24 protein-coding genes and 1 tRNA gene are annotated in these 24,686 nt (G+C 67.2%); 12 read left to right on the top strand and 13 right to left on the bottom strand.

Annotated features, from left to right (window positions below; all coding sequences use genetic code 11):
* Positions 1–9: 9 nt before the first annotated feature.
* From M0209_RS13985 to M0209_RS13975, 3 genes are read right to left on the bottom strand one after another with little or no spacing between them, the layout of a single operon-like run.
* Positions 10–1,092 carry an NAD(P)/FAD-dependent oxidoreductase gene (locus tag M0209_RS13985; RefSeq protein ID WP_258888880.1) on the bottom strand — a complete coding sequence of 361 codons (1,083 nt, stop codon included), beginning with the start codon at positions 1,090–1,092 and terminating at the stop codon, positions 10–12.
* On the bottom strand, positions 1,071–1,826 hold the full coding sequence (locus M0209_RS13980; RefSeq protein WP_258888879.1) for a methyltransferase domain-containing protein: 756 nt from the start codon (positions 1,824–1,826) through the stop codon (positions 1,071–1,073). The genes M0209_RS13985 and M0209_RS13980 overlap by 22 nt, the downstream gene beginning before the upstream one ends.
* On the bottom strand, positions 1,826–2,899 hold the full coding sequence (locus M0209_RS13975; RefSeq protein ID WP_258888877.1) for a type III polyketide synthase: 1,074 nt from the start codon (positions 2,897–2,899) through the stop codon (positions 1,826–1,828). The genes M0209_RS13980 and M0209_RS13975 overlap by 1 nt, the downstream gene beginning before the upstream one ends.
* 85 nt (positions 2,900–2,984) lie before the next feature.
* Between M0209_RS13975 and M0209_RS13970 the strand changes: the two genes are divergently transcribed.
* The 4 genes from M0209_RS13970 to M0209_RS13955 all read left to right on the top strand — a co-directional run bounded on the left by M0209_RS13970 (position 2,985) and on the right by M0209_RS13955 (position 7,798).
* Positions 2,985–3,485 (top strand): DUF4402 domain-containing protein, encoded by a 501-nt coding sequence (locus tag M0209_RS13970; RefSeq protein ID WP_258888876.1) that lies wholly within the window; start codon positions 2,985–2,987, stop codon positions 3,483–3,485.
* A gap of 167 nt (positions 3,486–3,652) precedes the next feature.
* On the top strand, positions 3,653–4,138 hold the full coding sequence (locus M0209_RS13965; RefSeq protein WP_258888875.1) for a DUF4402 domain-containing protein: 486 nt from the start codon (positions 3,653–3,655) through the stop codon (positions 4,136–4,138).
* 137 nt (positions 4,139–4,275) lie between these two features.
* Positions 4,276–5,079, top strand: coding sequence for a molecular chaperone (locus M0209_RS13960; protein WP_258888874.1), 804 nt, complete (start codon positions 4,276–4,278; stop codon positions 5,077–5,079).
* 25 nt (positions 5,080–5,104) lie between these two features.
* Positions 5,105–7,798, top strand: a complete 2,694-nt coding sequence (locus M0209_RS13955) for a carboxypeptidase-like regulatory domain-containing protein (protein ID WP_258888873.1) — start codon at positions 5,105–5,107, stop codon at positions 7,796–7,798.
* Positions 7,799–7,990: 192 nt separating this feature from the next.
* Here M0209_RS13955 and M0209_RS13950 read toward each other — a convergent pair.
* A tRNA-Leu gene (locus M0209_RS13950) sits at positions 7,991–8,077 on the bottom strand.
* Positions 8,078–8,182: 105 nt separating this feature from the next.
* Positions 8,183–8,947: a zinc-ribbon domain-containing protein gene (locus M0209_RS13945; RefSeq protein ID WP_258888872.1), complete on the bottom strand. Its 765-nt coding sequence runs from the start codon at positions 8,945–8,947 to the stop codon at positions 8,183–8,185.
* Between the two features lie 140 nt (positions 8,948–9,087).
* Between M0209_RS13945 and ftsE the strand changes: the two genes are divergently transcribed.
* From ftsE to M0209_RS13925, 4 genes are read left to right on the top strand one after another with little or no spacing between them, the layout of a single operon-like run.
* Positions 9,088–9,813 carry a cell division ATP-binding protein FtsE gene (gene ftsE / locus M0209_RS13940; RefSeq protein WP_258888871.1) on the top strand — a complete coding sequence of 242 codons (726 nt, stop codon included), beginning with the start codon at positions 9,088–9,090 and terminating at the stop codon, positions 9,811–9,813.
* Positions 9,810–10,697, top strand: coding sequence for an ABC transporter permease (locus M0209_RS13935; RefSeq protein ID WP_258888870.1), 888 nt, complete (start codon positions 9,810–9,812; stop codon positions 10,695–10,697). Before ftsE ends, M0209_RS13935 begins: the two co-directional genes overlap by 4 nt.
* A 44-nt stretch (positions 10,698–10,741) precedes the next feature.
* Entirely contained in the window at positions 10,742–11,236 is a 495-nt protein-coding gene (locus M0209_RS13930) for a YdcF family protein (protein ID WP_258889650.1), read from the top strand.
* Entirely contained in the window at positions 11,230–11,919 is a 690-nt protein-coding gene (locus tag M0209_RS13925) for a 1-acyl-sn-glycerol-3-phosphate acyltransferase (RefSeq protein WP_258888869.1), read from the top strand. The genes M0209_RS13930 and M0209_RS13925 overlap by 7 nt, the downstream gene beginning before the upstream one ends.
* A gap of 106 nt (positions 11,920–12,025) precedes the next feature.
* Here the strand turns inward: M0209_RS13925 and M0209_RS13920 are convergent, their stop codons facing one another.
* Positions 12,026–12,934: a prephenate/arogenate dehydrogenase family protein gene (locus tag M0209_RS13920; protein ID WP_258888867.1), complete on the bottom strand. Its 909-nt coding sequence runs from the start codon at positions 12,932–12,934 to the stop codon at positions 12,026–12,028.
* 60 nt (positions 12,935–12,994) lie between these two features.
* Between M0209_RS13920 and M0209_RS13915 the strand changes: the two genes are divergently transcribed.
* Genes M0209_RS13915 through metW form a run of 3 tightly spaced genes read left to right on the top strand, consistent with a single transcriptional unit; the run spans position 12,995 to position 15,122 of the window.
* Positions 12,995–14,104: a homoserine O-acetyltransferase gene (locus M0209_RS13915; protein WP_258888866.1), complete on the top strand. Its 1,110-nt coding sequence runs from the start codon at positions 12,995–12,997 to the stop codon at positions 14,102–14,104.
* Positions 14,101–14,541, top strand: a complete 441-nt coding sequence (locus tag M0209_RS13910) for a GNAT family N-acetyltransferase (RefSeq protein WP_258888865.1) — start codon at positions 14,101–14,103, stop codon at positions 14,539–14,541. The genes M0209_RS13915 and M0209_RS13910 overlap by 4 nt, the downstream gene beginning before the upstream one ends.
* Positions 14,538–15,122, top strand: a complete 585-nt coding sequence (metW, locus tag M0209_RS13905; protein WP_258888864.1) for a methionine biosynthesis protein MetW — start codon at positions 14,538–14,540, stop codon at positions 15,120–15,122. Before M0209_RS13910 ends, metW begins: the two co-directional genes overlap by 4 nt.
* Here the strand turns inward: metW and M0209_RS13900 are convergent.
* Positions 15,111–15,752: a TetR/AcrR family transcriptional regulator gene (locus M0209_RS13900; RefSeq protein ID WP_258888863.1), complete on the bottom strand. Its 642-nt coding sequence runs from the start codon at positions 15,750–15,752 to the stop codon at positions 15,111–15,113. The genes metW and M0209_RS13900 overlap by 12 nt on opposite strands.
* A gap of 119 nt (positions 15,753–15,871) precedes the next feature.
* On the opposite strand from M0209_RS13900, the gene M0209_RS13895 reads away from it, so the two are divergent.
* The gene (locus M0209_RS13895; protein ID WP_258888862.1) at positions 15,872–18,184 is read left to right on the top strand and encodes a TonB-dependent receptor; all 2,313 of its coding nucleotides are present in this window, start codon (positions 15,872–15,874) and stop codon (positions 18,182–18,184) included.
* Here M0209_RS13895 and M0209_RS13890 read toward each other — a convergent pair.
* The 6 genes from M0209_RS13890 to rpmI form a co-directional block, all read right to left on the bottom strand.
* On the bottom strand, positions 18,174–19,037 hold the full coding sequence (locus tag M0209_RS13890) for an aldose 1-epimerase family protein (RefSeq protein WP_258888861.1): 864 nt from the start codon (positions 19,035–19,037) through the stop codon (positions 18,174–18,176). The two genes, M0209_RS13895 and M0209_RS13890, sit on opposite strands and share 11 nt — an antisense overlap.
* A complete protein-coding gene (locus M0209_RS13885; RefSeq protein WP_258888860.1) occupies positions 19,034–20,425 on the bottom strand; it encodes a pyridoxal-dependent decarboxylase in 1,392 nt (463 codons plus the stop codon). Before M0209_RS13885 ends, M0209_RS13890 begins: the two co-directional genes overlap by 4 nt.
* Positions 20,426–20,492: 67 nt before the next feature.
* Complete coding sequence (gene pheT, locus M0209_RS13880; protein ID WP_258888859.1) at positions 20,493–22,859, bottom strand: phenylalanine--tRNA ligase subunit beta; 2,367 nt, start codon at positions 22,857–22,859, stop codon at positions 20,493–20,495.
* Positions 22,856–23,917 carry a phenylalanine--tRNA ligase subunit alpha gene (gene pheS / locus M0209_RS13875; protein ID WP_258888857.1) on the bottom strand — a complete coding sequence of 354 codons (1,062 nt, stop codon included), beginning with the start codon at positions 23,915–23,917 and terminating at the stop codon, positions 22,856–22,858. Before pheS ends, pheT begins: the two co-directional genes overlap by 4 nt.
* A gap of 78 nt (positions 23,918–23,995) precedes the next feature.
* Complete coding sequence (rplT, locus tag M0209_RS13870; protein ID WP_258888856.1) at positions 23,996–24,361, bottom strand: 50S ribosomal protein L20; 366 nt, start codon at positions 24,359–24,361, stop codon at positions 23,996–23,998.
* 13 nt (positions 24,362–24,374) lie between these two features.
* Positions 24,375–24,578 (bottom strand): 50S ribosomal protein L35, encoded by a 204-nt coding sequence (rpmI, locus tag M0209_RS13865; RefSeq protein ID WP_258888854.1) that lies wholly within the window; start codon positions 24,576–24,578, stop codon positions 24,375–24,377.
* Positions 24,579–24,686 lie beyond the last annotated feature (108 nt).

Raw genomic sequence — 24,686 nt, 5'->3', positions numbered from 1 at the left:
CGGATCGGTTCAATCCCCGATCCGCGTCAGCCGCGCGGCAAATCCGGCAAGCGCAGGGAACGCGTTCAGCAGCGGCACCGCGAGCCGCGCCATCGCCGGTCGTTCGCCCTGATGCCAGAGCATCGACGCGACCGCGACGGGGCGTCGGGAGCGCGCGGCGAAGCGGCGCTGATAATCGGGGGCAGCATCGGCACCGCCCGCATGAAAGGCAGCAGCGGCAGCAGCCCCGCTGGCAAGCGCAATGCCCATCCCTTCGCCCGCCAGCGACGGGATAACGGCGGCCTGATCGCCGAGGCGGAAGAGTCCGGGCGCGGTCGAATCGGTGCGCCAGCCATAGGGAACGGCAGCAATCGCATCGGCAGCGGGCGCTTCCGACAGGAAAGCGAGTCGCTCGCCAAGCTGTGGGTGGTCGTCGCCAAGCTGGCGGAGCAACGTCGCGGCATCGCCCCCGGCCTCGGCGAAGCGCGACTTGCGGAGCGCCATGCACAGATTGGCGCTGTCGTCCTCCTGCAATAACAGTCCGGCATAGCCGCCCTCGAACAGGTGCAGTTCGATGGCGTGTTCGAGCAGTTTGCGAAGCGCAGGATGCGGGGCGAGGCGGATTCGCAGGCCCATCGGCGCATCGCCCGCCGGTTTGGGCCGTCCGAAGCCGCGCACGTCATGTTTGCCGGTCGCGAGGAAAAGCGCCTCGGGCGCGAAGTCGCCGCTGTCGGTCTTGAGGATGCCATCGGCGTAGCTGCGCGCGGTAATCCCGCGTTCGAGGACTGCCCCGGCCTCGATGGCAACCCGCTGCATCACTGTGTCCAGCCGGTGGCGCGAGACGCCGATGGCTAGGTCGGGCAGGCGGGCGGTGGCGCGTTGTTGCCGGTGAAAGACGCGGACTTCGGCAATGGGGTGCGCTTCGAGGCCGCCGACGCCCAGCCGGTCGAGCCGGTCGAGCGTCTGCCAGCTCAGGAATCCGCCGCACAGCGCATCGCCGGTTTCGCGGGTGCGCTCGATCAGGTGTGGCGACGCCCCGCCGCGCGCCAGCGCAATCGCCGTCGCGCACCCGGCAGGGCCAGCGCCCAGGATCAGCGGATCTTGGCGACGCATAGCCGGAAGGGGAAAATGCGCTCGACACGCGCGCCCGCGATGCCTGCTTCGGCAAGGATCGGCGGCCATTCATCAGGGCGGTAGCTTCGCGCGATCGAGAGTTGGCCGTCGTGGCGCACGATAGGGTGCCAGCGCATCAGGCGGGCGAGCAGCGGAAAGCCCAGATATGCGAAACCATGGCGGTGGAGGTCGTTGACGAACCAGCCCTCGGCCGATTCGGTCTCCATGAAGCGCAGGAAATCGACCAGCTGCTCATGCGTCATATGGTGCGCGACGAGGCTGGAGAGGACGATGTCCCAGTCCTGTCCGGCGAGGTCGGCATAGTCGCCCGTCCGGTAGTCGATGTTCAGCTCTGCCGGAGTTGCGTCGCGGGCCGCCAGCGCGCTGCGCGGATTGAGGTCGACCCCGACAAGCGTCAGCTCGACATGAGGGTCGCGTGCGCCCCAGCGTGCGAGCGCGCGCAGCATGTCGCCGTCGCCGAAGCCGACGTCGAGAATCTTGAGCGGCACCGGCCCGATCCGCACCCGGTGTCCCGGTCCGGCGCGGTCCTGCGCTGCACGCAACAGTCGCGCGGCTTTGCGCCCCCGCACCTCGTGGACGAAGCGCAAGGTCGGTCGCCGCGCCAGGGTCAGCGTATTCACCCGGGCGAGGTCGTGGACGACGGCGGCATAGGTCGCAGGATCGAGATCGTCGGCATCCATCAGCTCCTCGGCGATGGCGCGGCTCTCAAGCATCAGTCGGTCCAGCCGAAGCGCAGCCCTTCGGCGGCAAGCCCCGGGCCGAAGGCAAGCGCGACGCCCTGCGCCGGCCGCTGTGCAAACAGCCGTTCGAGGACGAACATCAGCGTCGATGACGACATATTGCCGTTGTCGGCGAGCACCGCCCGCGAATCGGCCAGCGCCGTCTTGTCGAGGCCGAGGCCCGATTCGACCGCGTCGAGGATCGAACGCCCCCCGGCATGGACTGCCCATCCGTCGATTGCGGCGGCGTCCACGCCGCCGGTCAGTGCTGCGCGCGTGTCGGGCACGGCGAGCGCCTCGGCAATCCGCCCCGGCACTTCGCCCGACAAATGCATGGCAAAGCCGGTGTCGCCGATCGCCCATTCGATCAGGCCGGCACTGTCGGGCAATGTCGCGGCAAAGGGGGTATCGAGTGCCAGCCCTGCGCCACCCGATTCGACAATCGCCGCCGCCGCCCCGTCGCCGAACTGGAGCATGGCGAGGAGCGGTTCGAGCGTCGTTGCGGGCTGAAGGTGCAGCGTGGACAGCTCGACGGTCACGACCAACACCCGCGCGTCCGGCTCCGACCGCACGATATGGCGCGCGGTTTTCAGGGCGGTCACAGCGGCATAACAGCCCATGAAGCCGATCAGGACGCGCTCGACCGACGGTTCGAGGCCCAGTCGCGCTGCGATCACCTGGTCGAGGCCGGGCGCGGTAAAGCCGGTGCAACTGGCCACGACGATATGGGTGATGCGGCCGAGCGTGCCGAGCTTGTCGATGGCGGCGAGCGCGAGTTTGGGCGCATGTTCGGCATAGAGTGCCATCCGCGCCGAGGTCGGCGGCATCAGGCCGTCCGCATAGAACCCGTCCGGCCCGACCGGCGATCCGCCCCCAACGGTTGTCGGCAGCACCGACCAGCGACGCCCTATCCCCGACCGCTTGGCCATGCGGTCGAACACGGCGGCTTCGCGCGGGTCGTGGATGCGCGTCCGCGCCCAGTCGATGAAGGCGGTGTGGATATCATGACCGGGCGTCGCACAGGCGATGGCGGTAAGGCGGGGCGGGACCGGCAGCGACTGTCTCATGGATAGCGGAACGCGCGACCTGCGTTCGCGGGCCAATATGGGGTAGTTAACCGATCATTGAAAGGCGCGCCTTTATGGGGCGATCATGGATCCGCGCGCGTTCCTTGTTTTGCCGTTGCTGCTGCTGGCGTCGCCGCTGGCGGCCGAGTGCCGGTTGTGCGCGCCCGATTCGGCCCCGGTTACGAAGGCAGAAGTGCGTCCGCTCAATATCGAGGTCGAAACCGCGCTGGACTTCAGTCGTGCCGCCGGCACCGGCGCGGGCGGCAGCATCGCCATCGACGAGCGTACCGGCGCGCGGCGTGTCGCGGGGCTGGCCGACCTCGGCGGGATCGCGATCAAGGGGACGGTGCGCCTGACGGGCGCGCCGTTCGCGCGGGTCCGGGTCAGCCTGCCGCCGAGCGTCCGGCTTCTTGCCCCCGACGGCAATAGTGCCGAGGCCGTCGATCTGAAGACCGACCTGCCGCCCGACCCGATGCTCGACGCGTCGGGCGAACTGCGTTTTTCGTTCGGTGGACGTCTGGTGGTGTCGGGCAGCGCGGCAGGCGAGTTTCGCGGCCGCATTCCGATTGTCGCGGATTATCAATAGGCTGTTAGCCTTCAGATGCCTCCGGAACGGCGAAATTATTGAAGCGCCGTTAACCACCCGCCGAAAGCGTTCCTGAACGGACGCCCCCCATAAGCGACAGGGTGTGATCGGGGCGTGGGGCTCCGCGCCACTCGTGATGACCACACCTTTCGGGGGACCAGATTACTATGACCAAGACTTTCAAGGCGCTCGCGCTCGTCGGCGTTGCCGCTCTCGGCTTCAGCGGCTCGGCCGCCAATGCGGCGACCGCGTCGGCAACCGCGCGTGCCAGCATCCTCAAGCAGATCACCGTCACCAAGACGTCGGATCTCGACTATGCGACGATCGTGACCGGCGCTGCCGCCTCGACCGTCATCGTGACCCCGGCCGGTGCGCGCACCTGCGGCGTCGGCCTGACCTGCACCGGCACCGCGACGGCGGCGGCGTTCACCGTGGTCGGCACTGTCGGTTCGGTGGCGACGGTTTCGGTTCCCGCGACGGTCACGCTGACCTCGGGTGCGAACACGATGACCTCGACGCTGGTGTCGTCGACGGCGCTCATCACGCTGGCTGCGTCCAACAGCTTCAACGTCGGCGGCACGCTGGCGGTCGGCGCGAGCCAGGCGGACGGTGTGTACACCGGCTCGTTCACCGCGACGGTCGACTACCAGTAAGCGATTCGTAGTTGGAAAAGGCCCGTCGCCCCCATGGGGGCGGCGGGCTTTTTCGTGCCCCGGTCAGGGTTACCGGTAATTTAACCCAAATCGGATAGGCCGTTGGACAGTTCTCAATAGTCCCGGACCCGTCTTTCATGATCCCGACCCGCACGATCGCTTTCGCCCTAGCCGCCACGATGCTCGCGCAACCGGCGCACGCGGCCGGCGACCTTCTCGTTGCCCCGACGAGGGTCGTGCTCGAAGGCGGCCGCGGGACCGAGGTTATCCTCAACAATGTCGGCAACACGCCGGCGACCTACCGCATCTCGCTCGAACTGCGCCGGATGACACCCGAAGGGCGGCTCGAAGAAGTCGTCACCGGCACCGAATCGGCCAAGGAAAAGGCCGTGCTGGCGATGGTCAGCTATGCCCCGCGCCGCGTCACCCTGCCGCCCAACCAGCCGCAGGTGATCCGCGTCGGCGCGCGCATCGCGCCCGAGCTGCCCGATGGCGAATATCGCGCGCACATGCTGTTCCGGGCGGTGCCCGATGCCCAGCCGGTCGTGAACGGCCCGCGCGAAGGCGTGTCGATCGCGCTGACCCCGATCTACGGCGTCACGATTCCGGTGATCGTCCGCAAGGGCGCGCTGAAGGCCACGGCCGCCATTTCGAATATCCGCCTCGCGCGCTCCGCCGGAGAAACCGCGCTGGCATTCGATCTGTCGCGCAGCGGCGATCGCTCGGTCTATGGGCGGGTGCGGGTGACCAAAGCCGGGGTGGCGAAGCCGGTTTATGAAGCACGCGGGATCGCGGTCTATGCCGAATTGTCGGCGCGCACCGTCGCGCTGCCGCTGCCGCCCGAACTCGCGGCGACGCTGACCGGCCCGGTCACGGTCCAGTATCTCGAAGACAATGATACCGGCGGCCTGATCGCCGAAGCCCAGGGCGTGCTGCGCTAGAGCAGCAGGGCCGGGGGCGACGATCATGATCCGGCGGATGCGAGCGGGGCTGGCGGCAATTGCCGCCATGGCGTCGCTGGCGCACGCCGCGCCGGTGCAGGCTGCTGCCTGGTCGCCGAATGCCGACGACGCCCTGCTTTTCGACGTTCGTACCGGTCCGTATCGTGTCGGCGACGGGGTACGCGGCTATGCAACGCCGACCGGCACCTGCGTCGATCTCGCCGATGTGCTGATCGCGCTCGATATTCCGATCCGCCTCGACAAAAAGTCGCGCCGCGCAACCGGCTGGGCGTTCGACGAGCGTCACATCGTGACCATCGACCGGGCGAGCGGTATAGAACAAATCATGAACAACAAGCGCGAAGTTGCGCCGGACGACATTCGCGACACGCCCGAGGGCTGGTGCGTCTCGACCGTCGCACTGTCGCGCTGGTTCGGCGCGACTTTTGCTGCCGATACCAATAACGCGCTGCTCGTCGTCAAGGCCGACCGCAAACTGCCGCCCGAAGCCGCGGCGGAGCGCCGCGCCCGCGCCGCGACGGCGCGCCCCGATGCGAGTTTCGATCTCGGACAGCTCCCGCAATCGCGGATCAGCTTCAAAGGGGCAAAGCCGCCTGCCGTGGATGTCGTTGCCAGTATCGGCGGCTTGCGCGACCGGCTCAGCGGTAACCGCCTCGACGCGCAATACGAACTCTATGCGGCGGGCGAAGTCGGCCCGGTCGCGTACAACGCCCGCCTGTCCTCGGACCGCAGCGGCCTGCCCTCGACCTTGCGCCTGCAGGCCTATCGCACCGATCCCAAGGGCGGGCTGCTGGGTCCGCTCAAGGCCACCACCGTGGCGGCGGGCGATGTCCAGGGCTTTTCGACCCCGCTGGTGGCGGTGTCGAGCGCAGGACGCGGGGCGATGATCACCAACCGCCCGGTCGAACGGTCGGACCGGTTCGACAAGATCGACCTGCGCGGCGAACTCCCGCGCGGCTGGGACGCCGAACTCTATCGCAACGGCCAGCTCATCGCCTTCGCGCAGGACCGCGCCGACGGCCGCTACGAATTTCTCGATGCGGCACTCCAATACGGGCAGAACCGGTTCGAGGTCGTGCTCTACGGGCCGCAGGGGCAAATCCGGCGCGAGGTGAAAAGCGTACCGGTCGGCTTCGACTCGATCCCGCCGCGCAAGACCTTTTACTGGGCGGGAATCAATGAGGACGGCCGCGATCTGATCGACCTCGGGCGAAGTCCCAGCTTCGGGCGCGGCGGCTGGCGCGGCACCTTCGGGCTGGAGCGCGGACTCGACGCCAGGACGTCGGTGGCCGCGTTCGCGCACAGCCTCGTCGTCGACGGCCTCGGTCGCCAGAATTATGTGGAGGCGTCGTTGCGGCGCGCGCTCGGCTCGGCATTGCTCGAAGTGTCGGGATCCGCAACGTCGGGCGGCTATGCCTTCCGCGCCCAGGCGATCGGCGAGATCAGGAAGACGCGCTACACGATCGAGACGATCTGGGCGAACGGCTTCCGTTCCGACCGGCTGCAGGCCGGGGTCACGGGCCTGCATTCGATCACCTTCGACCAACTGTTCGGTAACGGACGCTCGACGATACCGGTCAGTATCACAGCGCGGCTGACGACGCGGTCCACGGGGACCGACACGCTCGATGTCACATCGCGCGTCTCGGCCAATGTCGGGCGGGTCTCGCTCACCGGCGAGCTGCGCTGGCGCGACGATCTGGTCAAGTTCGGCCCCGATCCGCCCGGTGTCATGGAGGCAGGGCTGCTCGCCAACGCGCGGATCGGGCGGGTCCGGCTGCGCGGCGAGGCGCGCTTCCGCCTCGCCCCCGAAACCCGTTTCGACAGTGCGACGCTGGTCGGCGAATGGGCGGCGGGCAAGGCGCGCGATGCCTATGACGACAGCAATGCCTCGTGGCGCGCGGAAATCGGCTATGACCGGGGCCTCGGACGGGGCCGGGTCGGCATGGGCTATGTCCGCCGCTTCGACCGGCTCGCGCTGACCGCAAGCGCCGAGGCGGCGACCGACGGGTCGGTGGCGGCGGGCCTCAACATCGCGTTCAGCCTGGGGCCGGACCCGCGTGCCGGACGCAGCATCCGCATGACCTCCGAAAAACTCGCCTCGCGCGGGACCGCACTGGTGCGCGTCTATCGCGATCTCAACGCCAACGGGCGTCATGACTTCAGCGAGCCGTGGGAAAAGGACGTGGCGGTGACCGCGGGCCGCGTACCGGTCGACAAGCCGACCGACGCGCGGGGAGAGGCACTGGTCGACGGACTCGAACCGTTCCAGCCGGTGCTGATCGGGATCGATTCGGGGTCGCTGCCCGATCCGATGGTCCAGCCGTCGCTGCCCGGCATGGTGGTGACCCCGCGCCCCGGCGTGGTCGCGGTGGTCGAGCTGCCGCTGGTCGGGGCAGGCGATATCGATGGGACACTAGTGCGCGCAGGCGGCGGCTCGATCGAGGGGGTCGATCTCGAACTGCTCGACATCGAGCGCCGGGTGGTGGCGAAGACCCGCACCGACTTCGACGGGTTCTTCCTGTTCGAACGCGTGGCTTACGGGCGCTACACCGTCCGGATCGCGCAGCTCGCGGCGGATGCGGTCAAATTGTCGCCGGTGCTGGCGGGGGTGGCGGACGTCGGGGCGAACGCGCCGTCGGCACATCTGGGGGCGGTGGCGGCGGAACCGGCGACGGTGCGGGCGGCGGGGAAGTGAGCTGGCTGCGGAAACCATCTGGCCCCATGCGTCGCCCCGGACTTGATCCGGGGTTTGGCTTCTTCTTTTGGATGGGTGCGCCGTGGCGAAGCCACGTCGTCGGTCCTCGCTGTAGCGCGCCCGGCCCCCTTCGCTTCGCTCGGGAGTTTCGCGGCTGAAATCGTCCCCCGGACGATTTCATGTCGGCGAAACTGGTGCGGTCGAGAAGACTCGAACTTCCACGGCCTTTCGGCCACAACGACCTCAACGTTGCGCGTCTACCAGTTCCGCCACGACCGCACAGTCAAGCACCCCTGCCGGTGAGGGCAGGCGCAGGTAGGAGCGGCCCCCTAGCAAAGCGATGCGGGCGTAGCAATGCCCCCGTACGTTGCGGTCTCCGGGCAATTATTTCGCGGTCGCGCCGATGAAAACGAACTTCATCTTGATGGCGTTCTTGGGCGGATTGACCGTCGCCGAATCGAACGGGATCGACTTGCGCGGTCCGAGCGTCGCGGCGGGGCGCGGGATCGTCCAGCTATAGACGACGCGCCCCTGCCCGTCGCGCATCTCGACCAGGATGTCGTACAACGGCTGGTCGCTGTCGGTCGGATTGACGACGCGGCCCGAGACGGGGAGCACCACCGCACCGCTCGCCTGGGTGCGCGGCGCGTCGGCCTTGGCCATGATGAGCAGCGGGACATCGAACTCGCCGCCGCCGAAACCGAACAGCGCCATCACCCGCGCGGGGCCGTACCATGCAACCGCGCCGCCGAGCCCCGCCAGCACGACCGCGACCGCGACCGCATAGACCGTCCACAGCCTGGCGGGATTGCGGCGCGCCCGGAACGGCGGCTCATGGGCATAGGCGTCATAGCCCTCGTCTTCCGTCGCTTCGGGTTCGGCGACCGGGGGCAACACAGCGGCAGGAAGCGGTGCCGGTGCCACATCGGGTGTCGGCAATGGCCGTGCGACAGCAGGAGGTGCAACCGGCGCGACCGGGGGTGCGGACACCGTGGCGGCCCGCTCAACCAGATCGAGCGGCGGCAATGCGGGCGGATCCTGGAACCAGCTGTGGCGGCACGACGCGCAGCGGACCTGCCGCCCGGTCGCCCCGACGGCACTGTCGGGCACGACATAGCGCGTGCGGCAGGCAGGGCAGGACAGGATCACCGGGGTACGCGTCTCATAAGTGTCTGACGGTAAAGCACCCTTGCCGCCATGCTGGCAAGGCCGCTCTGACGTCCGTCTTTACCTAAACCCCCCGGCTATGCGATTGGCACAGAGGGCAAAAGGTTATTAGACGGGCGCGCATGGCCAATATCGTCCAGTTCGACAATGTCGGCCTGCGCTACGGCACGGGTGCCGAAACGCTGTCGGACGTGTCGTTCTCGCTGGCGAGCGGCAGCTTCTATTTCCTGACCGGCCCGTCGGGCGCGGGCAAGACATCGCTGCTGCGGCTGCTCTACCTCGCCCAGCGGCCCAGCCGCGGCGCGATCCGGCTGTTCGGCGAAGATCTGGTGACGATGCCGCGCGACCGCCTGCCCCGGCTGCGGCGGCGGATCGGGGTGGTGTTCCAGGATTTCCGGCTGGTGCCGCATCTCTCCGCTTTCGACAACGTCGCGCTCCCCTTGCGCCTTGCGGGCACCGACGAGCGCGAGATTGCGGCGCCGGTGGAGGAAATGCTGGCGTGGGTCGGGCTGTCTGACCGGGCGTCGGCGCGCCCTGCGACACTGTCGGGCGGAGAGCAGCAGCGCGTGGCGATTGCGCGCGCGGTGATCGCGCGGCCCGATATTCTCGTCGCCGACGAGCCGACCGGCAATGTCGATCCCGAAATGGCCTTGCGCCTGCTTCACCTGTTCGACGGATTGAACCGGCTGGGCACGACCATCGTCGTCGCGACGCACGACCTGCACCTCATCGGACGCATCCCTTCGGCGCAGATGATGCTGCTCGACAAGGGGCGGCTGTCAGACCCGACCGGCAGCCTGCGCTATCCGCCGCTATCGCCGGGCCCGATGGGCGGGATGGGCGCATGATGCCGGCCATCGACGGCGCGCCGCGCCGCGTCCTGCCCGAGGGGCGCTTCGCGGGGCCGATGCCCTGGGTGATCGCGATCATGATGTTTCTCGCGGTGCTGGCCGCCGCTGCGGCGCTGGCGATCAGCCACGCGGCGGGCGCGATGCAGGGGGCGATTGCCGGACGCATCACCGTGCAGGTGGTCGAAGCCAATCCCGATGTCCGCGCGCGCCAGCGTATTGCCGTCGCGGGCGAACTGCGGCGGCAATCGACCGTCGCCGAGGTGACCGAGATCGGCGATGCCGAAGTCCGCGACCTGCTGACACCCTGGCTGGGCAGCGACCGGCTCGATGCCGAACTGCCGGTTCCGGCACTGATCGATGCGACCCTGACCGACAGCTCGCCCGCCGCCGTCGCCGATATCGAGCGCACGGTGAAGGCGCTGGCACCGGGCGCGCGGGTCGACCGCCATGCCGACTGGCTCGGGCCATTGGGCGGGCTGCTCGACAGCCTGCGCTGGCTGGCGGTGCTGCTCGTCGTGCTGACGGCGGCGGCGACGGCGGCGGCGGTGATCCTCGGCGCACGCGCCGCGCTCGACCAGCACCGCGCGACCATCGACGTCATGCATCTGATGGGGGCAACCGACCGCCAGATTTCGCGCCTGTTCGAACGGCGCGTCGCGCAGGACGCGATTTCGGGGGCGGCGTTGGGTTTTGTCGTGGCGATCCTTGCGCTCATCCTGATCGGCTGGCGGATCAGTGCGGTCGAATCGGCGCTGGTCGGGAGCGGGACGCTCGGCTGGCTCGACTGGTTGCTGATCGCGGTGCTGCCGGTCGCCGGCGTCGCGCTGGCAATCGGTGCGGCGCGGCTGACCGTGCTGCGCTCGCTGGCGCGCATTTTGTGATCCGCTTCGTTATCCGTGTCGCGGCGCTGCTGCTGCTCGGCTGGATGCTCGGCTTTGTCGCTTATGCGGTCTTCCTGCCGCGCGCCGCCGATGCCGCGATCAAGACCGATGTGATCGTCGTGCCGACCGGCGGCGTCGGGCGCACCGTGCGTGGCGCGGCGATCCTGAAGGCGGGCGGGGCCAGGCGGATGTTCATAAGCGGCGTCGCCGCGACGACGCGCGCGCGCGACATTGCTGCCGAAAACCATCTCGATCCGCACCTGTTCGATTGTTGCGTCGATCTGGGCCGCGAGGCGAGCGACACCCGCTCGAACGCCGAGGAAACGGCGGCATGGCTTGCCGGACGCAAAGCCAAAAGCGTCCGCCTGGTGACAACCGACTGGCACATGGCGCGGGCGCGGTTCGAACTCGACCGGGTGCTGCCCGCCGACATCCGCGTGATCGACGATGCGGTCGACAGCGAGGCCGGGTTCGGCGTGCTGATGCGCGAATATAATAAGTATCTGTTGCGGCGGGTCGCGGTGCTGGCGGGATGGTGAGTCTGGTCCGGTCGGTCGTCTATACCGTCGTTTTCTATCTCGGCAGCGTGGTGTTCACCGTTGCGGCGTTCGCCAGCATTCCGTTCGGTCGCCCGACGATCTATTTCGCGCCGCGCGGCTGGGCGCAGTTCCATTACTGGTGCATGCGCTGGCTGCTCGGCATCCGCGTGGTAGTAGAGGGCGCGCTGCCGCAAACCGGGGCGATCGTTGCGCTCAAGCATGAAGCGATGCTGGAGACGACCGAGATCCTGCGCCTGTTCGACCGGCCCGCCGTGGTATTCAAGGCCGAACTGCTCCGCATCCCGCTCTGGGGACCGGCGGCGGTCGCGCACGGCGTGATCCCGGTGGCGCGCGAAACCGGCGCGACCGCGCTACGCCGGATGTTGAAGGCCGGGCGCGAGGCGGTTGCCGAAGCCCGCCCTGTCATCATTTTTCCCGAAGGGACGCGGGTGCCGCACGGCGAGCCCGCCCCGCTGCGTCCCGGCGTTGCAGGCCTTTACAAGGCGCTCGACCTGCCGGTCGTGCCGGTCGCGCTCGATAGCGGGCGGCTCTGGTCGCGGCGCGGATTCGTGAAGCACGCGGGCGTTGTGACCTTCCGGGTCGGCGAGACGATTCCGACGGGGTTGCCACGCGAAGAGGTGGAGGCCCGCATCCACGCCGCGATCAACGCGCTGAACCTGTGATCTTTGCGTTTGGCACCCGGGGACCGTCCCCCGCCAAGGTGAGGAGGGACAGTCCCCAAGAGGGGACAGTCCCTTGCACTTGAACCGACCAGCAATATTTTGATGCTTAGTGGTCGCTGCGCCCGAAATCGGGCCGCGCATCGTCCTGTCCCTGTTCGATGATCGAGCGCCGCACCGCGCGGGTGCGGGTGAACAGCTCGAACAGCGCATCGCCGTCGCCCCAGCGGATCGCACGCTGGAGCGCGGTCAGGTCTTCGCTGAACCGCTGGAGCATCTCGAGGACGGCATCCTTGTTGGTCAGGAACACGTCGCGCCACATGACGGGGTCGGAGGCGGCAATGCGGGTGAAATCGCGGAAGCCGCCGGCCGAATATTTGATGACTTCGGACTGGGTGACGCTTTCGAGGTCCGACGCGGTCCCAACGATGGTATAGGCGATGAGATGCGGCAAATGGCTGGTGATCGCGAGCACCAGATCATGGTGTGCGGGGTCCATGATCTCGACGTTCGAGCCGAGCCGCTCCCAGAACGTCGAGACCCGCGCCACCGCCGCGTCGGGCGTGCCGGGGGCGGGGGTCAGGATGCACCAGCGCTGGTGGAACAGCGCGGCAAAGCCTGCCTCCGGCCCGCTGCGCTCGGTCCCCGCGACGGGATGGGCGGGGACAATGACGTTGTCTGGCAGTGCTTTCGCCAGCGCCTCGGCCACGCCTGCCTTCGATGAGCCGACATCGCTGACGATGGCGTCGGCGGGTATATCGGCGACCAGCGACGCCGCGACGTCGCCCATCACACCGACGGGGACGCACAGGATGACGAGGTCTGCATCGGTCACCGCCGCACCCGGCGTATCGGCGACATCGTCGCACAACTTCAGCGCACGAACCGTTTCGCGCACACCCACGTCGGCATCATGGCCGGTCAGCCGCACTGTCGGCATTGCATCACGCACCGCACGCGCGACCGAGGAACCGATCAGGCCGAGGCCAATGATAGAGACGCGTTCGAACGGTAGCATCCGGGCGCGCTAGCCGCTTGATGCTTGCGCTGGCAAGGCTTGCCCCCTAGCCGCGCCGGTATGGACGACCGTTTCGGCCTCAACCGCCGCGTGACATTGCCGGGGCCGCTCGCGCTCGACGGCGGCGGTACGCTGTCGCCGGTCGAACTCGGTTACGAAACCTATGGCGAATTGAATGCCGATACGTCGAATGCGATCCTGGTTTGCCATGCGCTGACCGGCGACCAGCATGTCGCGAGCACCCATCCCATCACCGGCAAGCCCGGCTGGTGGGCGCGCATGGTCGGCCCGGGCAAGCCGCTCGATACCGACCGCTTTTGCGTCATCGCGGCGAATGCCATCGGCGGGTGCATGGGATCGTCGGGACCGCAGACCGTTGCACCCGACGGCGCGCCCTTTGCGATGCGGTTTCCCGTCATCACCGTCAGCGATATGGCGCGCAGCCAGACCCTGTTGATGGATTACCTCGGCATCGACCGGCTTCATGCCGTCGTCGGCGGGTCGATGGGCGGGATGCAGGCGCTCAGCTGGGCGGCGCATTTCCCCGAACGGGTCGGCGCGGCGCTGGTCATCGCCTCGACCGCCAAGCACAGCGCGCAGAACATCGCCTTCCACGAAGTCGGGCGGCAGGCGATCATGGCCGATCCGAACTGGCGCGGCGGCGATTATTATGCCGACGGGGTCTCCCCCTCGGCGGGGCTGGCGGTCGCGCGCATGGCGGCGCACATCACCTATTTGTCCGAAACCGGGCTGACCGAAAAGTTCGGGCGGCGCTTGCAGGAGCGTGACGCCAAGACTTTCGGCTTCGACGCCGATTTCCAGGTCGAGAGCTATCTGCGGCACCAGGGGTTGAGTTTCACCGACCGCTTCGATGCCAACAGCTATCTCTATATCACCCGCGCCATCGACTATTTCGACCTGGCCGAGGAGTTCGGCGGGCGGCTGGCGAACGCGTTCAGGGACAGCAAGACGCGCTTTGCCATCGTCAGCTTCGACACCGACTGGCTGTACCCGACGGCGGAGTCGAAATCGATCGCGCACGCGCTGAACGCCGCAGGCGCGCCGGTCAGTTTCGTCGAGCTGTCGAGTCCTTACGGCCATGACGCCTTTTTCCTCGACGTCCCCGCGCTCGACCGCGTGGTAAAGGGGTTTCTGGAGGCGGGGGTATGAGCGGGATCGAGGTGACCGATGACCGCGCGCGGATCGACATCGATCTCGCCTATCGCTGGTTGCAGGACACTTATTGGGGGGCGGGAACCGACCGCGCGACCTTCGACCGGGCGGTCGCCAATTGCTTTTGTGTCGCGGCGTTCGCGGGCGGGGCGCAGTGCGGCTTTGCCCGGGCGATCACCGACTATGCGACCTTTGCCTGGGTGTCCGACGTCGTCGTCGCCGCGGACGCGCGCGGGCAGGGGATCGGGCGCGCGATGGTCGCCTATATGCTCGGCCATCCGCAGCTTCAGGGTTTGCGCCGCTGGAACCTCAACACCCGCGACGCGCAGGGCGTCTATGCGCCATTGGGGTTTAGCAAGGTGGCCGATGGCAGTGCCTATATGGAGCGGCTCGACCCCGCCTATGCCGCCAGCGTGACGCCGGTGCCCCAATGACCTTGCGCCCCGACCTTGCGATCATCGCCGATCACGTCCGCGCAGGCGCGCGTGTGCTCGATATCGGTTGCGGCGACGGCGCGCTGATGACGGAACTGCGGATCAAGGGCTGCGACGCGCGCGGGATCGAGATCGACGGGGCCGACGTCACGGCGGCGCTCGAACGCGGGCTGTCGGTAATCCAAGGCGACGCCGACACCGACCTTGCCGATTATCCCGATGCCAGTTTCGACTATGCGATCCTCAGCCAGACGTTGCAGACGACGCGGCGGCCCGACCTCGTCATCGAGCAGTTGCTCCGCATCGGCGAGCGCGCCTTCGTGTCATTCCCCAATTTCGCGCAATGGCGCATCCGGCTTGCGCTGATGTTCGGCGGGCGGATGCCGGTAACCCGGCAATTGCCGTCGCGCTGGTACGACACGCCCAATATCCATCATGTGACCATCGACGATTTTCGCGGTTTCCTTGGCGAACGGGGCGTGCGGATCGAGGCGCAATGGTTCCTGCGCGACGACAAGGCGATCTCGAACGCTGCGGCAAACATCTTTGCCGAGCATGCGGTGTTCTTGTTATCGCGCTAGCCCGTCGCGGAGCAGCGCATTCGCCGCGCCCGCCACGGCGTCGAGATCGGCGCCATCGGCCATGACGCCATAGCGCAGGCCCAGAAACACGTTCATTCCCATGATTGCCCAGGCCTCGACCTCGCCGATGCCGTCGCGCAATTCGCCCGTGGTTGCGCCTTGCTTCAGGCGCGCCCCGATGCGCGAGGCGGCGTTTTCATAGTGCGCGCGGTAGCTGGCCGGATCGACGAATTCGGATTCGTCGATGATGCGGTAGAGTTCGCGGTGCTCGCGGGCAAAGCCGATGAACGAGGCGAGCACCGCGCGCTCGCCGTCGAGCACGCTGGTCGCGCCCTGGCTCGCGGCGGCACCGACGATTCCGACTTGCGTGCTCATGTCGCGGACCAGCGCGCGGAACAGCTCGTCCTTCGACGAGAAATAGGTGTAGAAACTGCCGAGCGCGACGCCCGCGCGGCTGGTGATCCCGACGATCGAGGTCTCGTGGAATCCGCGCGTGCCGAATTCGGCGGCGGCAGCGTCGAGGATCGCGCGCAACGTGCGTCGACCGCGTTCGGTACGCGGGGTCTTGTCGCTTTCGGCCGCCGTCCCGACTGTTGCCCCCCCTGTTGCAACTGCGCCACGCTCACCCATCAATTCGTCCCCCGCTCCCTGCGCGTTTCATTCCGTAGTTGAAACATGGTTCAACTTTCACTATTCCCCGTTGCCAACGAGCGCAAGATGTCCTGCGCCAGCCTTTGGGGAGAGCTTAAATGGCAAACCGGTTCCGCATTGCATTGTTTTCAGGTGTCGCGCTGGTCGGCACCCTAGCCACGCCGGCATTCGCGCAACAGCCCGCCGAGACCGGAGACGGCGATATCGTCGTCACGGCGCGCCGCCGCGAGGAAAGCCTGATCGATGTGCCGATTTCGATGACGGCGATTTCGGGCGCGCAGCTCGAACGCACAGGTGCCATCGACATCACCGACGTCGCGGCCAGCGCCCCCAACGTGACGCTCGAAGTGTCGCGCGGCACCAATTCGACGCTCAGCGCCTTCATCCGCGGCGTCGGCCAGCAGGACCCGGTCGCCGGTTTCGAAGCCGGTGTCGGTCTCTACCTCGACGATGTCTATCTCAACCGCCCGCAGGGGGCCGTGCTCGATATCTACGATGTCGAGCGGATCGAAGTGCTGCGCGGGCCGCAGGGGACGCTCTACGGGCGCAACACCATCGGCGGCGCGGTCAAATATGTGACGCGCAAACTGCCCAACAAACCCGCGCTGTCGCTGCGCGCGGCCTATGGCAGCTACAACCAGGCCGATGGCGTGATCAGCGCGAGCGTGCCGGTGGGCGACGGCACGCTGCGCCTCGGCGGCGCGGTCGCCAAGCTCACCCGCGACGGGTTCGGGCGCAATCTGACGACCGGCCTGTCGAACTATAACAAGAACGTGCTGGCCGGACGCCTGACCGCCGAAGTGCACGGCACCGACATCTTTGCCCGGGTCGCGGCGGATTACACCCGCGACAAGAGCAACACGCGCGGCGGCCACCGGCTGATCACCTCGCTGGCAACCGCGACGCCGGTCCTCGCCAATGTCTATGACAGCCGCGGCGCGCTCGTCGCCCCGACGCAGGATGTCGAGGCTTACGGCCTGTCGCTGTTCCTTGAGGGCAAGCCGACCGACTGGCTGACTGTCCGCAGCATCACGGCCTATCGTCAGGACGATTCGGCGACGCCCATCGATTTCGACGCGCTCCCCGCTGTCGATGTCGATGTCCCCGCCTTCTACAACAACCGGCAAACCTCGCAGGAACTGCAGTTGCTGATCGACTCAGGTCGCTTCAACGGCCTGATCGGTGCCTATTACCTCAATGCCAAGTCGCGCACGGTGTTCGACGTGCGTCTGCCGGGCACGGTCACCGCGCTCACCTTCGGCAATGTGTCCACCGACACGGCGGCGATCTTCGGCGATTTCACTTATGACCTGACCGACCAGATCAGCCTGTCGGCGGGCGGTCGCTACACTTGGGACAAGCGCACGTCGCAGATCCAGCGCAACGTCTATCTCGGGTCGTCGCCGTTCTTCGGCGGCACCAGCGCGCCGATCGTTCGCCAGACCGATTTCAACGGCTCGGCCGATTTCAAGCAGTTCACGCCGCGTGCCTCGATCAGCTTCAAGCCCACACCGAACCACAATATCTACGCCAGCTATTCGAAGGGGTTCAAAGGCGGCGGGTTCGACCCGCGCGGTGTCGGCACGGCGGCCCCCGATTTCAACGGCAACGGCATCAACGGCGCAGGCGGCGATCAGGCCGATATCTACCGCTTCCTGTCGTTCCGGCCCGAAAAGGTCGACAGCTATGAAATCGGCTGGAAGGGCGCATTGTTCGACCGTGCGTTCACCTTCGCGCTGTCGGCGTTCCACGCCGATTACACCGATGTGCAGGTGCCTGGTTCGGTCGGCCAGACCGTGAACGGGATCCAGACCTTCGTCGGCATCACCACAAACGCGGGGCGCGCGCGCTTTCGCGGGGTCGAGTTCGAGGGCAATCTGGTCGCGCGAGATGCGTTCATCGACGGCGCCAAGCTGGGCCTGCAGGTCGCAGTCGGCTATATCGATGCGCGCTACACCCAGTTCATCGACGCGCGCGGCATCGATGTCGCCAACCGTCGAGCGATCCAGAACACGCCCGATCTGACGATTTCGGAAACCCTGTCGTACAATGTGCCGATTGGCGGGGGTTCGCTGAACATGTCGTCGACGCTCTCCTATCGTGGCGATTCGCAGCAGTTCGAGCTCGCCACCCCCGGCCTCGACCAGCCGCGCTACACGTTGCTCGACGCGAGCCTCGTCTACACGGCGGAGAACGACCGCTGGTCGGTCGGCATCCATGGCCGCAACCTGACCAACCGCCGCTATATCGTCGCGGGCTACAACTTCCTGCGCCAGAACCCCGACACCGGCGCGTTCATCCTCGCCAACGGCACGCCGGGGATCAACTCGACGCTCGGCAACGAAGGCGTGTTGACCGCCTACTACGGCAACCCGCGTCAGGTGTTCGCGACGGTCGGACTCAAGTTCTAACGGTCACGTCCATGCGGAAAGACCGCGCCGCGCCGGGGGCGATGCCCATCACCCCCGGCTTGTCGCGGAAGTCCCCGGAATAGCCCTCGGGGTCGGCATGTCCGGCCCAGGGTTCGATGCAGACGAACGCGGCACCGGGCTTGGTCCAGATGCCGAGGTGCGGCGTGTCGGGAAACGCGATGTCGAGGTGCGGGCCGTCGGGTACGCCATAACTCAGGCGACGGCTGTCGAGGTCGGTCCAGACCAGCGCGTCGTCGGCGAACAGGGCGTCGGTCAGGGCGAAGCTGTTGCCGTCCACTGGCGAAGGCTTCGGGTCGGGACCGATCAGTCCCTCCGGCGTGACACGGCGCAACGGCGCTGGCTCGTCGCACTCGAACACGACCTCGTGCGCGGCCCGCTCCGCGCCGGGCAGCGGCCAAGCGAAGGCGGGGTGATAGCCGAAGCTCGCGGGCAGCGGCGCGTTGCCCGGATTGCGGATTATCACGGTCATCGCCAGCGTGTCGCCCGCCACCGCGAACAGCACGTCGAGCGTGAACGCGAACGGGTACATTGCCCGGGTCGCGGGGCTGTCGGTCAGGCGGAACCGCACCGAACTGGCGTCATGAGCCACGACTTCGAAGCGCACACGCCGCGCAAATCCGTGCTTTTCTAGGGTGTAGCTCTGCCCGTCGACGCGCAGCATGTCATCGTTCAGCCGACCGACAATGGGGAACAGCAACGGCGCACGACCCGACCAGAACGCCGGATCGCCCGACGACATATACTCGCGGCCCCGAACGTCGGTCAGCGACTGAAGCTCTGCCCCCTGCGGGTCGATCCGCGCGGTGAGCGCGCCGGACGAAATCCCGATCATCGCGCCTGCACCTTGCGCCAGGCGTCGATCACGGCGGCGACGCTGGTTTCCCCCTCGGCCATCGTTGTTGCCATCGAACAGACCGACGCGCGCAGGACCCATTGGCCGCGCCATTGCGACGCCCCGAAAAAGGCGACGCCGTCGCGCTGGATCTGCTCGACGGTCGCGAGGGTCAGCGCATCGTCGTCGCCGAAGCGGACCATGAACTGGTTGAGCGTTACCGGGACGACTGCTGCGATGCCGGGTTCGGCGTCGAGACAAGCCGCCATGTGCACGGCGACCGCGCAGTTGCGCTCGACCATTTCGGCGATGCCGCTGCGCCCCAGCGCCTTGATCGTCGCCCAGGTCGCAAAGCCCCGCGCGCGGCGCGACAGTTCGGGGACATAGGTCGAGGGGTCGCGGTCGGACCCTTCGGCTGGCGGCAAATAGCTCGCCGAAATCGCCATCGCCCGGGCATGCGCCCCGGCATCGCGGACGATGGCAAAGCCGCAGTCATAGGGTGTCTGCAGCCATTTATGCCCGTCGGTTGCCCAGCTGTCGGCAGCCTCGACCCCGGCGGTCAGGTGCTTGCGCGCCGGTGCCGCCTGCGCCCACAATCCGAACGCGCCGTCGACATGGACCCATGCACCTCTGGCATGGGCCATCGGCACCAGCGCGTCGAAGGGATCGCAGCCACCCGTATTGATCTGTCCGGCCTGCAGGATTGCGATGACCGGCCCGTCGGACTCATCGAGCGCCGCCGCGAATGCGTCGGGCAGGATGCGTCCCAGATCGTCGCACGCGACTTCGCGCACCCGCCGCGCGCCGAGGCCGAGATATTTGAGGCCGGAATAAACGGTCGCATGGGCGTCGGCCCCGATCAGCACCGTCACCGGCGGCGCGCCGAACAGGCCGTCGGCTTCGACGTCCCAGCCGGTCCGGCGCAGCACTTCGCTGCGCGCGGCGGCAAGGCACACGAAATTCGCGACTGTCGCGCCCGTTACCACGCCGACTGAGGCGTCGCGGGGCAAATCCAGCAGGTCGAGCACCCAGTCGCAGGCAACCGCCTCCACCGCAGCCGCCGCCGGGGCCGCTGTCACATTGGCGGCGTTCTGTCCCCAGGCCGAGGCCAGCCAGTCCGCCGCGACGCCGACCGGGTGCGAATGGCCGATCACCCAGCCGAAGAAGCGCGGCCCAGTCTGCGCGCGAATGCCGGGGGTGGCCAGCCGGACGAGCTCGTCGATGATTGCAGCGGAGTCGCCGGGTTCCTCGGGAACCGGTGCCGCAAAGGCCGCATGGATCGTCCGGTAATCGGCGACCGGCGTGTGTTCGGCAACGGCAATATCGCGGCGGTACGCGGCGGCAGCATCGGCGGCGGCCTGTAGCGCGGCAAGATCGGACGGCGTCATTCGGCTCTCCTCGCGTCGCTCATACCGCCACGCGAGGCCTGCGCCATCCCGCATCTTGCGCCTGAATTTAGCCGCGCAGAACGGCACCCAGCTTCGCCGCCGCCGCCACGACTTTTGCCGCAATGGCGGTCAGATCGTCCTCGGTGAAGCTCTTGTCGACCGGTTGCAGCGTCACTTCGACCGCGAGCGATTTCTGCCCCTCGGGCACGCCGGTGCCGGTGAACATGTCGAACAGCCGCGCGTCGGCGATGACGCCCTTGTCGGCGCCCTTGACTGCGCGAACCAGCGTGTCGCTCGCCAGATCGAGCGGCACGAGGAAGGCAAAGTCGCGGCGCACGACTTGCAGTGCGGGCGGGGTGTAAGCGGCGCGCATGAAGCCGGTCTCGCGTTTGGTTGGAATTGCGTCGAGATGAATCCCCGCCGCGACGACCGGCCCATCGATGCCGAACGCCTTGGCCGTCGTCGGGTGAATCACGCCAAAGCTTGCCAGAACCGTTTTAGGACCGAGCCGAAGCGTTGCCGATTGGCCGGGATGATAGAAATTCCCTGCCTCGCCCATCACCTGCAAATTATCGACAGGTGCACCCGCCGCCCTCAGCAGTTCGATGCACAACGCCTTTGCGTCATAGGCGTCGAATGGCTTTGCCTTGCCGCCCTGCCAATCGCGTGGTGCCCGCTCCCCTGCCATGACAAGGACGAGCGTGGGGTGTTCGCCATCGGCCAGATAGCGACGACCGATTTCGAACAGGCGGACGCTGTCGGCACCCCGGTCGAGATTGCGCCGCGCCGCCGAGAGCAGCCCTGGCAGCAGCGAGGGCCGCATGACCTTCAACTCTTCGCTGATGGGGTTTTCCAGAACCCAGTGGCCGCCGCCGACTGCCGCCGCTTCATTTTCGGATATGAACGACCAGGTGATCGCCTCGTTGAGGCCAAGGCTGGCGGCGGTTCGCCGCATCCGACGCTCCAGCTTTTGGTCAGCCGTTGCCGTCGGACGCGCCACGCCGTCGGTGCGGGGCAGCGGGGTCGAGACGATGTTGTCGAGCCCGACGATCCGCACGACTTCCTCGACCAGATCGGCGGGGCCATCGACGTCACGCCGCCAGCTGGGGATGGTGACGGTCCAGTCCGTCGCCGCTGCAAAGCCGAGGCGGTCGAGGATCGCCCGCTGCCGATCAGGCCGAACGTCGATGCCGCCGAGCTGCGCGCACAACCCCGGGTCGTAGGACAATGTCCGCACCTCGAGCGGCGGCGATCCGGCGCGAACCATCTCCGACGGCGCGCCCCCGCAATGCTCGACGATCAGCCCGGTCAGAATCGCGACTGCATCTTCGAGGAACGCCGGATCGACCCCGCGTTCGAATCTCGTCCGCGCGTCGCTGGTCAGCGCAAGCGTCTGGCCGGTTTTCGCGATGCCTTCGGGCGTGAAATAGGCGACTTCGAGCAGCACATCTGTCGTGTCGTCGGCAATGCCGGAGTGCTCGCCGCCCATAATGCCCGCGACGTCATGGACTTCGTTGGCATCGGCGATGACCGTCATCTCGGGCGTGAGCGTGTAGGTCTTGCCGTTGAGGACCGTCACCGTCTCACCGTCGGTCGCGCGGCGGGCGACGAGCGCACCGCTGAGCTTCGCCATGTCATAGGCATGGCTCGGCCGCCCCAGGTCGAGCATGACGTAGTTGGTGATGTCAACGAGCGTCGAGATCGAGCGCTGCCCGACGGCCTTCAAACGGCGCGCCATCCACTCGGGCGCGGTGCCGTTGGTGACACCGCTGATCGTGCGGCCGTAGAAAGCCGGACAGCCCTCGGCGTCGTCGGTCCGGATTTCGATCTTGCTCGGCCCGTTGCCCACAATCTCGGGCACCGCCAGCGGCTTGAGCGTCCCCAGCCCTGCCGCTGCCAGATCGCGGGCGATGCCACGCACGCCCATGCAGTCCTGCCGGTTCGGGGTGACTGCCACGTCGAACACCGGATCGTCGATCCCCGCATAACCCGCGAACGACGCGCCGACGGGGGCGTCGGCAGGCAGCTCGATGATGCCGTCATGCTCGTCGCCGAGTTCGAGCTCGCGCACCGAACACATCATGCCGTTCGATTCGACGCCGCGGATCGCCGCGACTTTCAGGACCATGCCGTTCGACGGCACGACAGCCCCCGGCGCGCCGAACACGCCGACGAGACCCGCCCGCGCATTGGGCGCGCCGCAGACGACCTGCAACGGCCCGTCGCCCGCATCGACCGACAGCACTTGCAGCTTGTCGGCCTGCGGATGCGGCGCGGCGGTCAGCACGCGGGCAATGCGGAACGCCGACAGTTTCTCAGCCGGATTGTCGATCCCCTCGACCTCCAGCCCGATCGCGTTGAGCGTGTCGGCGACTTGATCGACGGTCGCGTCGGTGTCGAGATGCTGCTTGAGCCAGCCGAGCGTGAACTTCATGCCCCGACTCCTGCCGACAAAGTGGGCACGTCGAGCGCGCCGAAACCGTAATGCTTCAGCCAGCGGTTATCGCCGTCGAAGAACGCACGCAGGTCGTCCATCCCGTATTTGAGCATCGCCAGCCGGTCGACGCCGACGCCGAACGCGAAGCCGCTATATTCGTCGGGGTCGATCCCGCAGGCGCGCAACACGCGCGGGTGCACCATCCCGCTGCCGAGCAACTCCATCCAGCCGCCGGTTCCGCCCAGCACGCGTTTACCCTTTTCGATGCTGAACCCGACATCGACCTCGACCGAGGGTTCGGTGAACGGGAAATAGCTCGGGCGCAGGCGCAGGACGATGTCGTCGCGCTCGAAAAACGCCTTGAGGAAAGTTTCCAGCGTCCATTTCAGATGGCCGAGATGGATGCCCTTGTCGACGACCAGCCCCTCGATCTGGTGGAACATCGGCGTGTGCGTCGCGTCGCTGTCCGACCGGTACACGCGCCCCGGCGCAATGATGCGGATCGGCGGCGCTTGTGACGTCATGGTGCGGATTTGCACAGGCGACGTGTGCGTACGGAGCACCTTCGCCTCCTCGCCCCCGGCAGCTTCGAGGTAAAATGTATCGTGCATCGCACGCGCCGGATGCGTCTCAGGCATGTTGAGCGCCGTGAAATTATGCCACTGGTCCTCGATCTCGGGTCCGGTCGCGACGGCAAAGCCCATATCGGCGAAGATTTCGGCGAGTTCGTCCATGACCTGGCTGACCGGATGCACCGACCCACGCGGCGTTGCGGGCGCGGGCAGGCTCATATCGAGCCGTTCTGTCGCGAGGCGCGCTTCGAGCGCGGCCCCCTCCAGTTGAGCTTTGCGCGCCGCAATCGCGTCGGTCGCGGCGACGCGTAGCCCGTTGATGCGCGGGCCCTCGGCCTGACGCTGCTCGGGCGTCATCCCGCCGAGCGTCTTCAACAACGCACTGATCGACCCGCTCTTGCCGAGCAGCGCGATCCGCACCGCTTCCAGTGCGTCGAGGTCGGTGGCAGCGACAATTTGTGCGGTGATTTCGTGTTCGGTCATGGCCCCAGCCCCATCAAGCAAAAGGGCGCGAGCGGCAACCCGCTCACGCCCCGATGCGCTTTTCGTTACGAATGCGGTTTAGGCTGCCTTGGGCAGTGCCGCCTTCGCCTGCGCGATGATGGTGCTAAACGCTTCGCCCTCGTGCATCGCCAGATCGGCCAGCACTTTGCGGTCGAGTTCGATGTTCGCCAGCTTCAGGCCGTGCATGAACACGCCATAGGTCAGGCCCTCCATACGCACGGCGGCGTTGATGCGCTGGATCCAGAGCGCGCGGAAATTGCGCTTCTTCACCTTGCGGTCGCGATAGGCGTATTGACCTGCCTTTTCGACCGCCTGCTTGGCGATACGGATCGTGTTCTTGCGGCGGCCGTAGTACCCCTTTGCCTGCTCCAGAACCTTCTTGTGCTTTGCGTGCGTTGTTACGCCGCGTTTGACGCGTGCCATCTACCGGGCTCCCTTATGACAAGCCGTACGGTGCCCAGGCCTTGACGGTGGCCGTATCGGCCTTCGACAACAGCTTGGTCCCGCGGTTCTGGCGGATGTACTTGGCATTGTGGCTGATCAGGCGGTGGCGCTTGCCAGCGACGCCGTGCTTCAGCTTGCCGGTCGCGGTGAGCGTGAAGCGCTTCTTCACACCGCTCTTGGTCTTCAGTTTGGGCATTTTCGTCCTTTCGAATGACGTCCCTGAAGTCGCCCTGGCAGCCCTTTCAGCCAGGCGATTCGTAGCGGGTCGTGCTTTGAAGCGGCGGCCTATGGGCAAAAGCGGGTG

It is taken from the genome of Sphingomonas sp. SUN039 (genome assembly GCF_024758725.1).
GTDB lineage: Bacteria > Pseudomonadota > Alphaproteobacteria > Sphingomonadales > Sphingomonadaceae > Sphingomonas_O.
The sequence above is the reverse complement of the archived record's forward strand: the minus strand, read 5'-3'. Positions and strand labels throughout refer to the sequence as shown.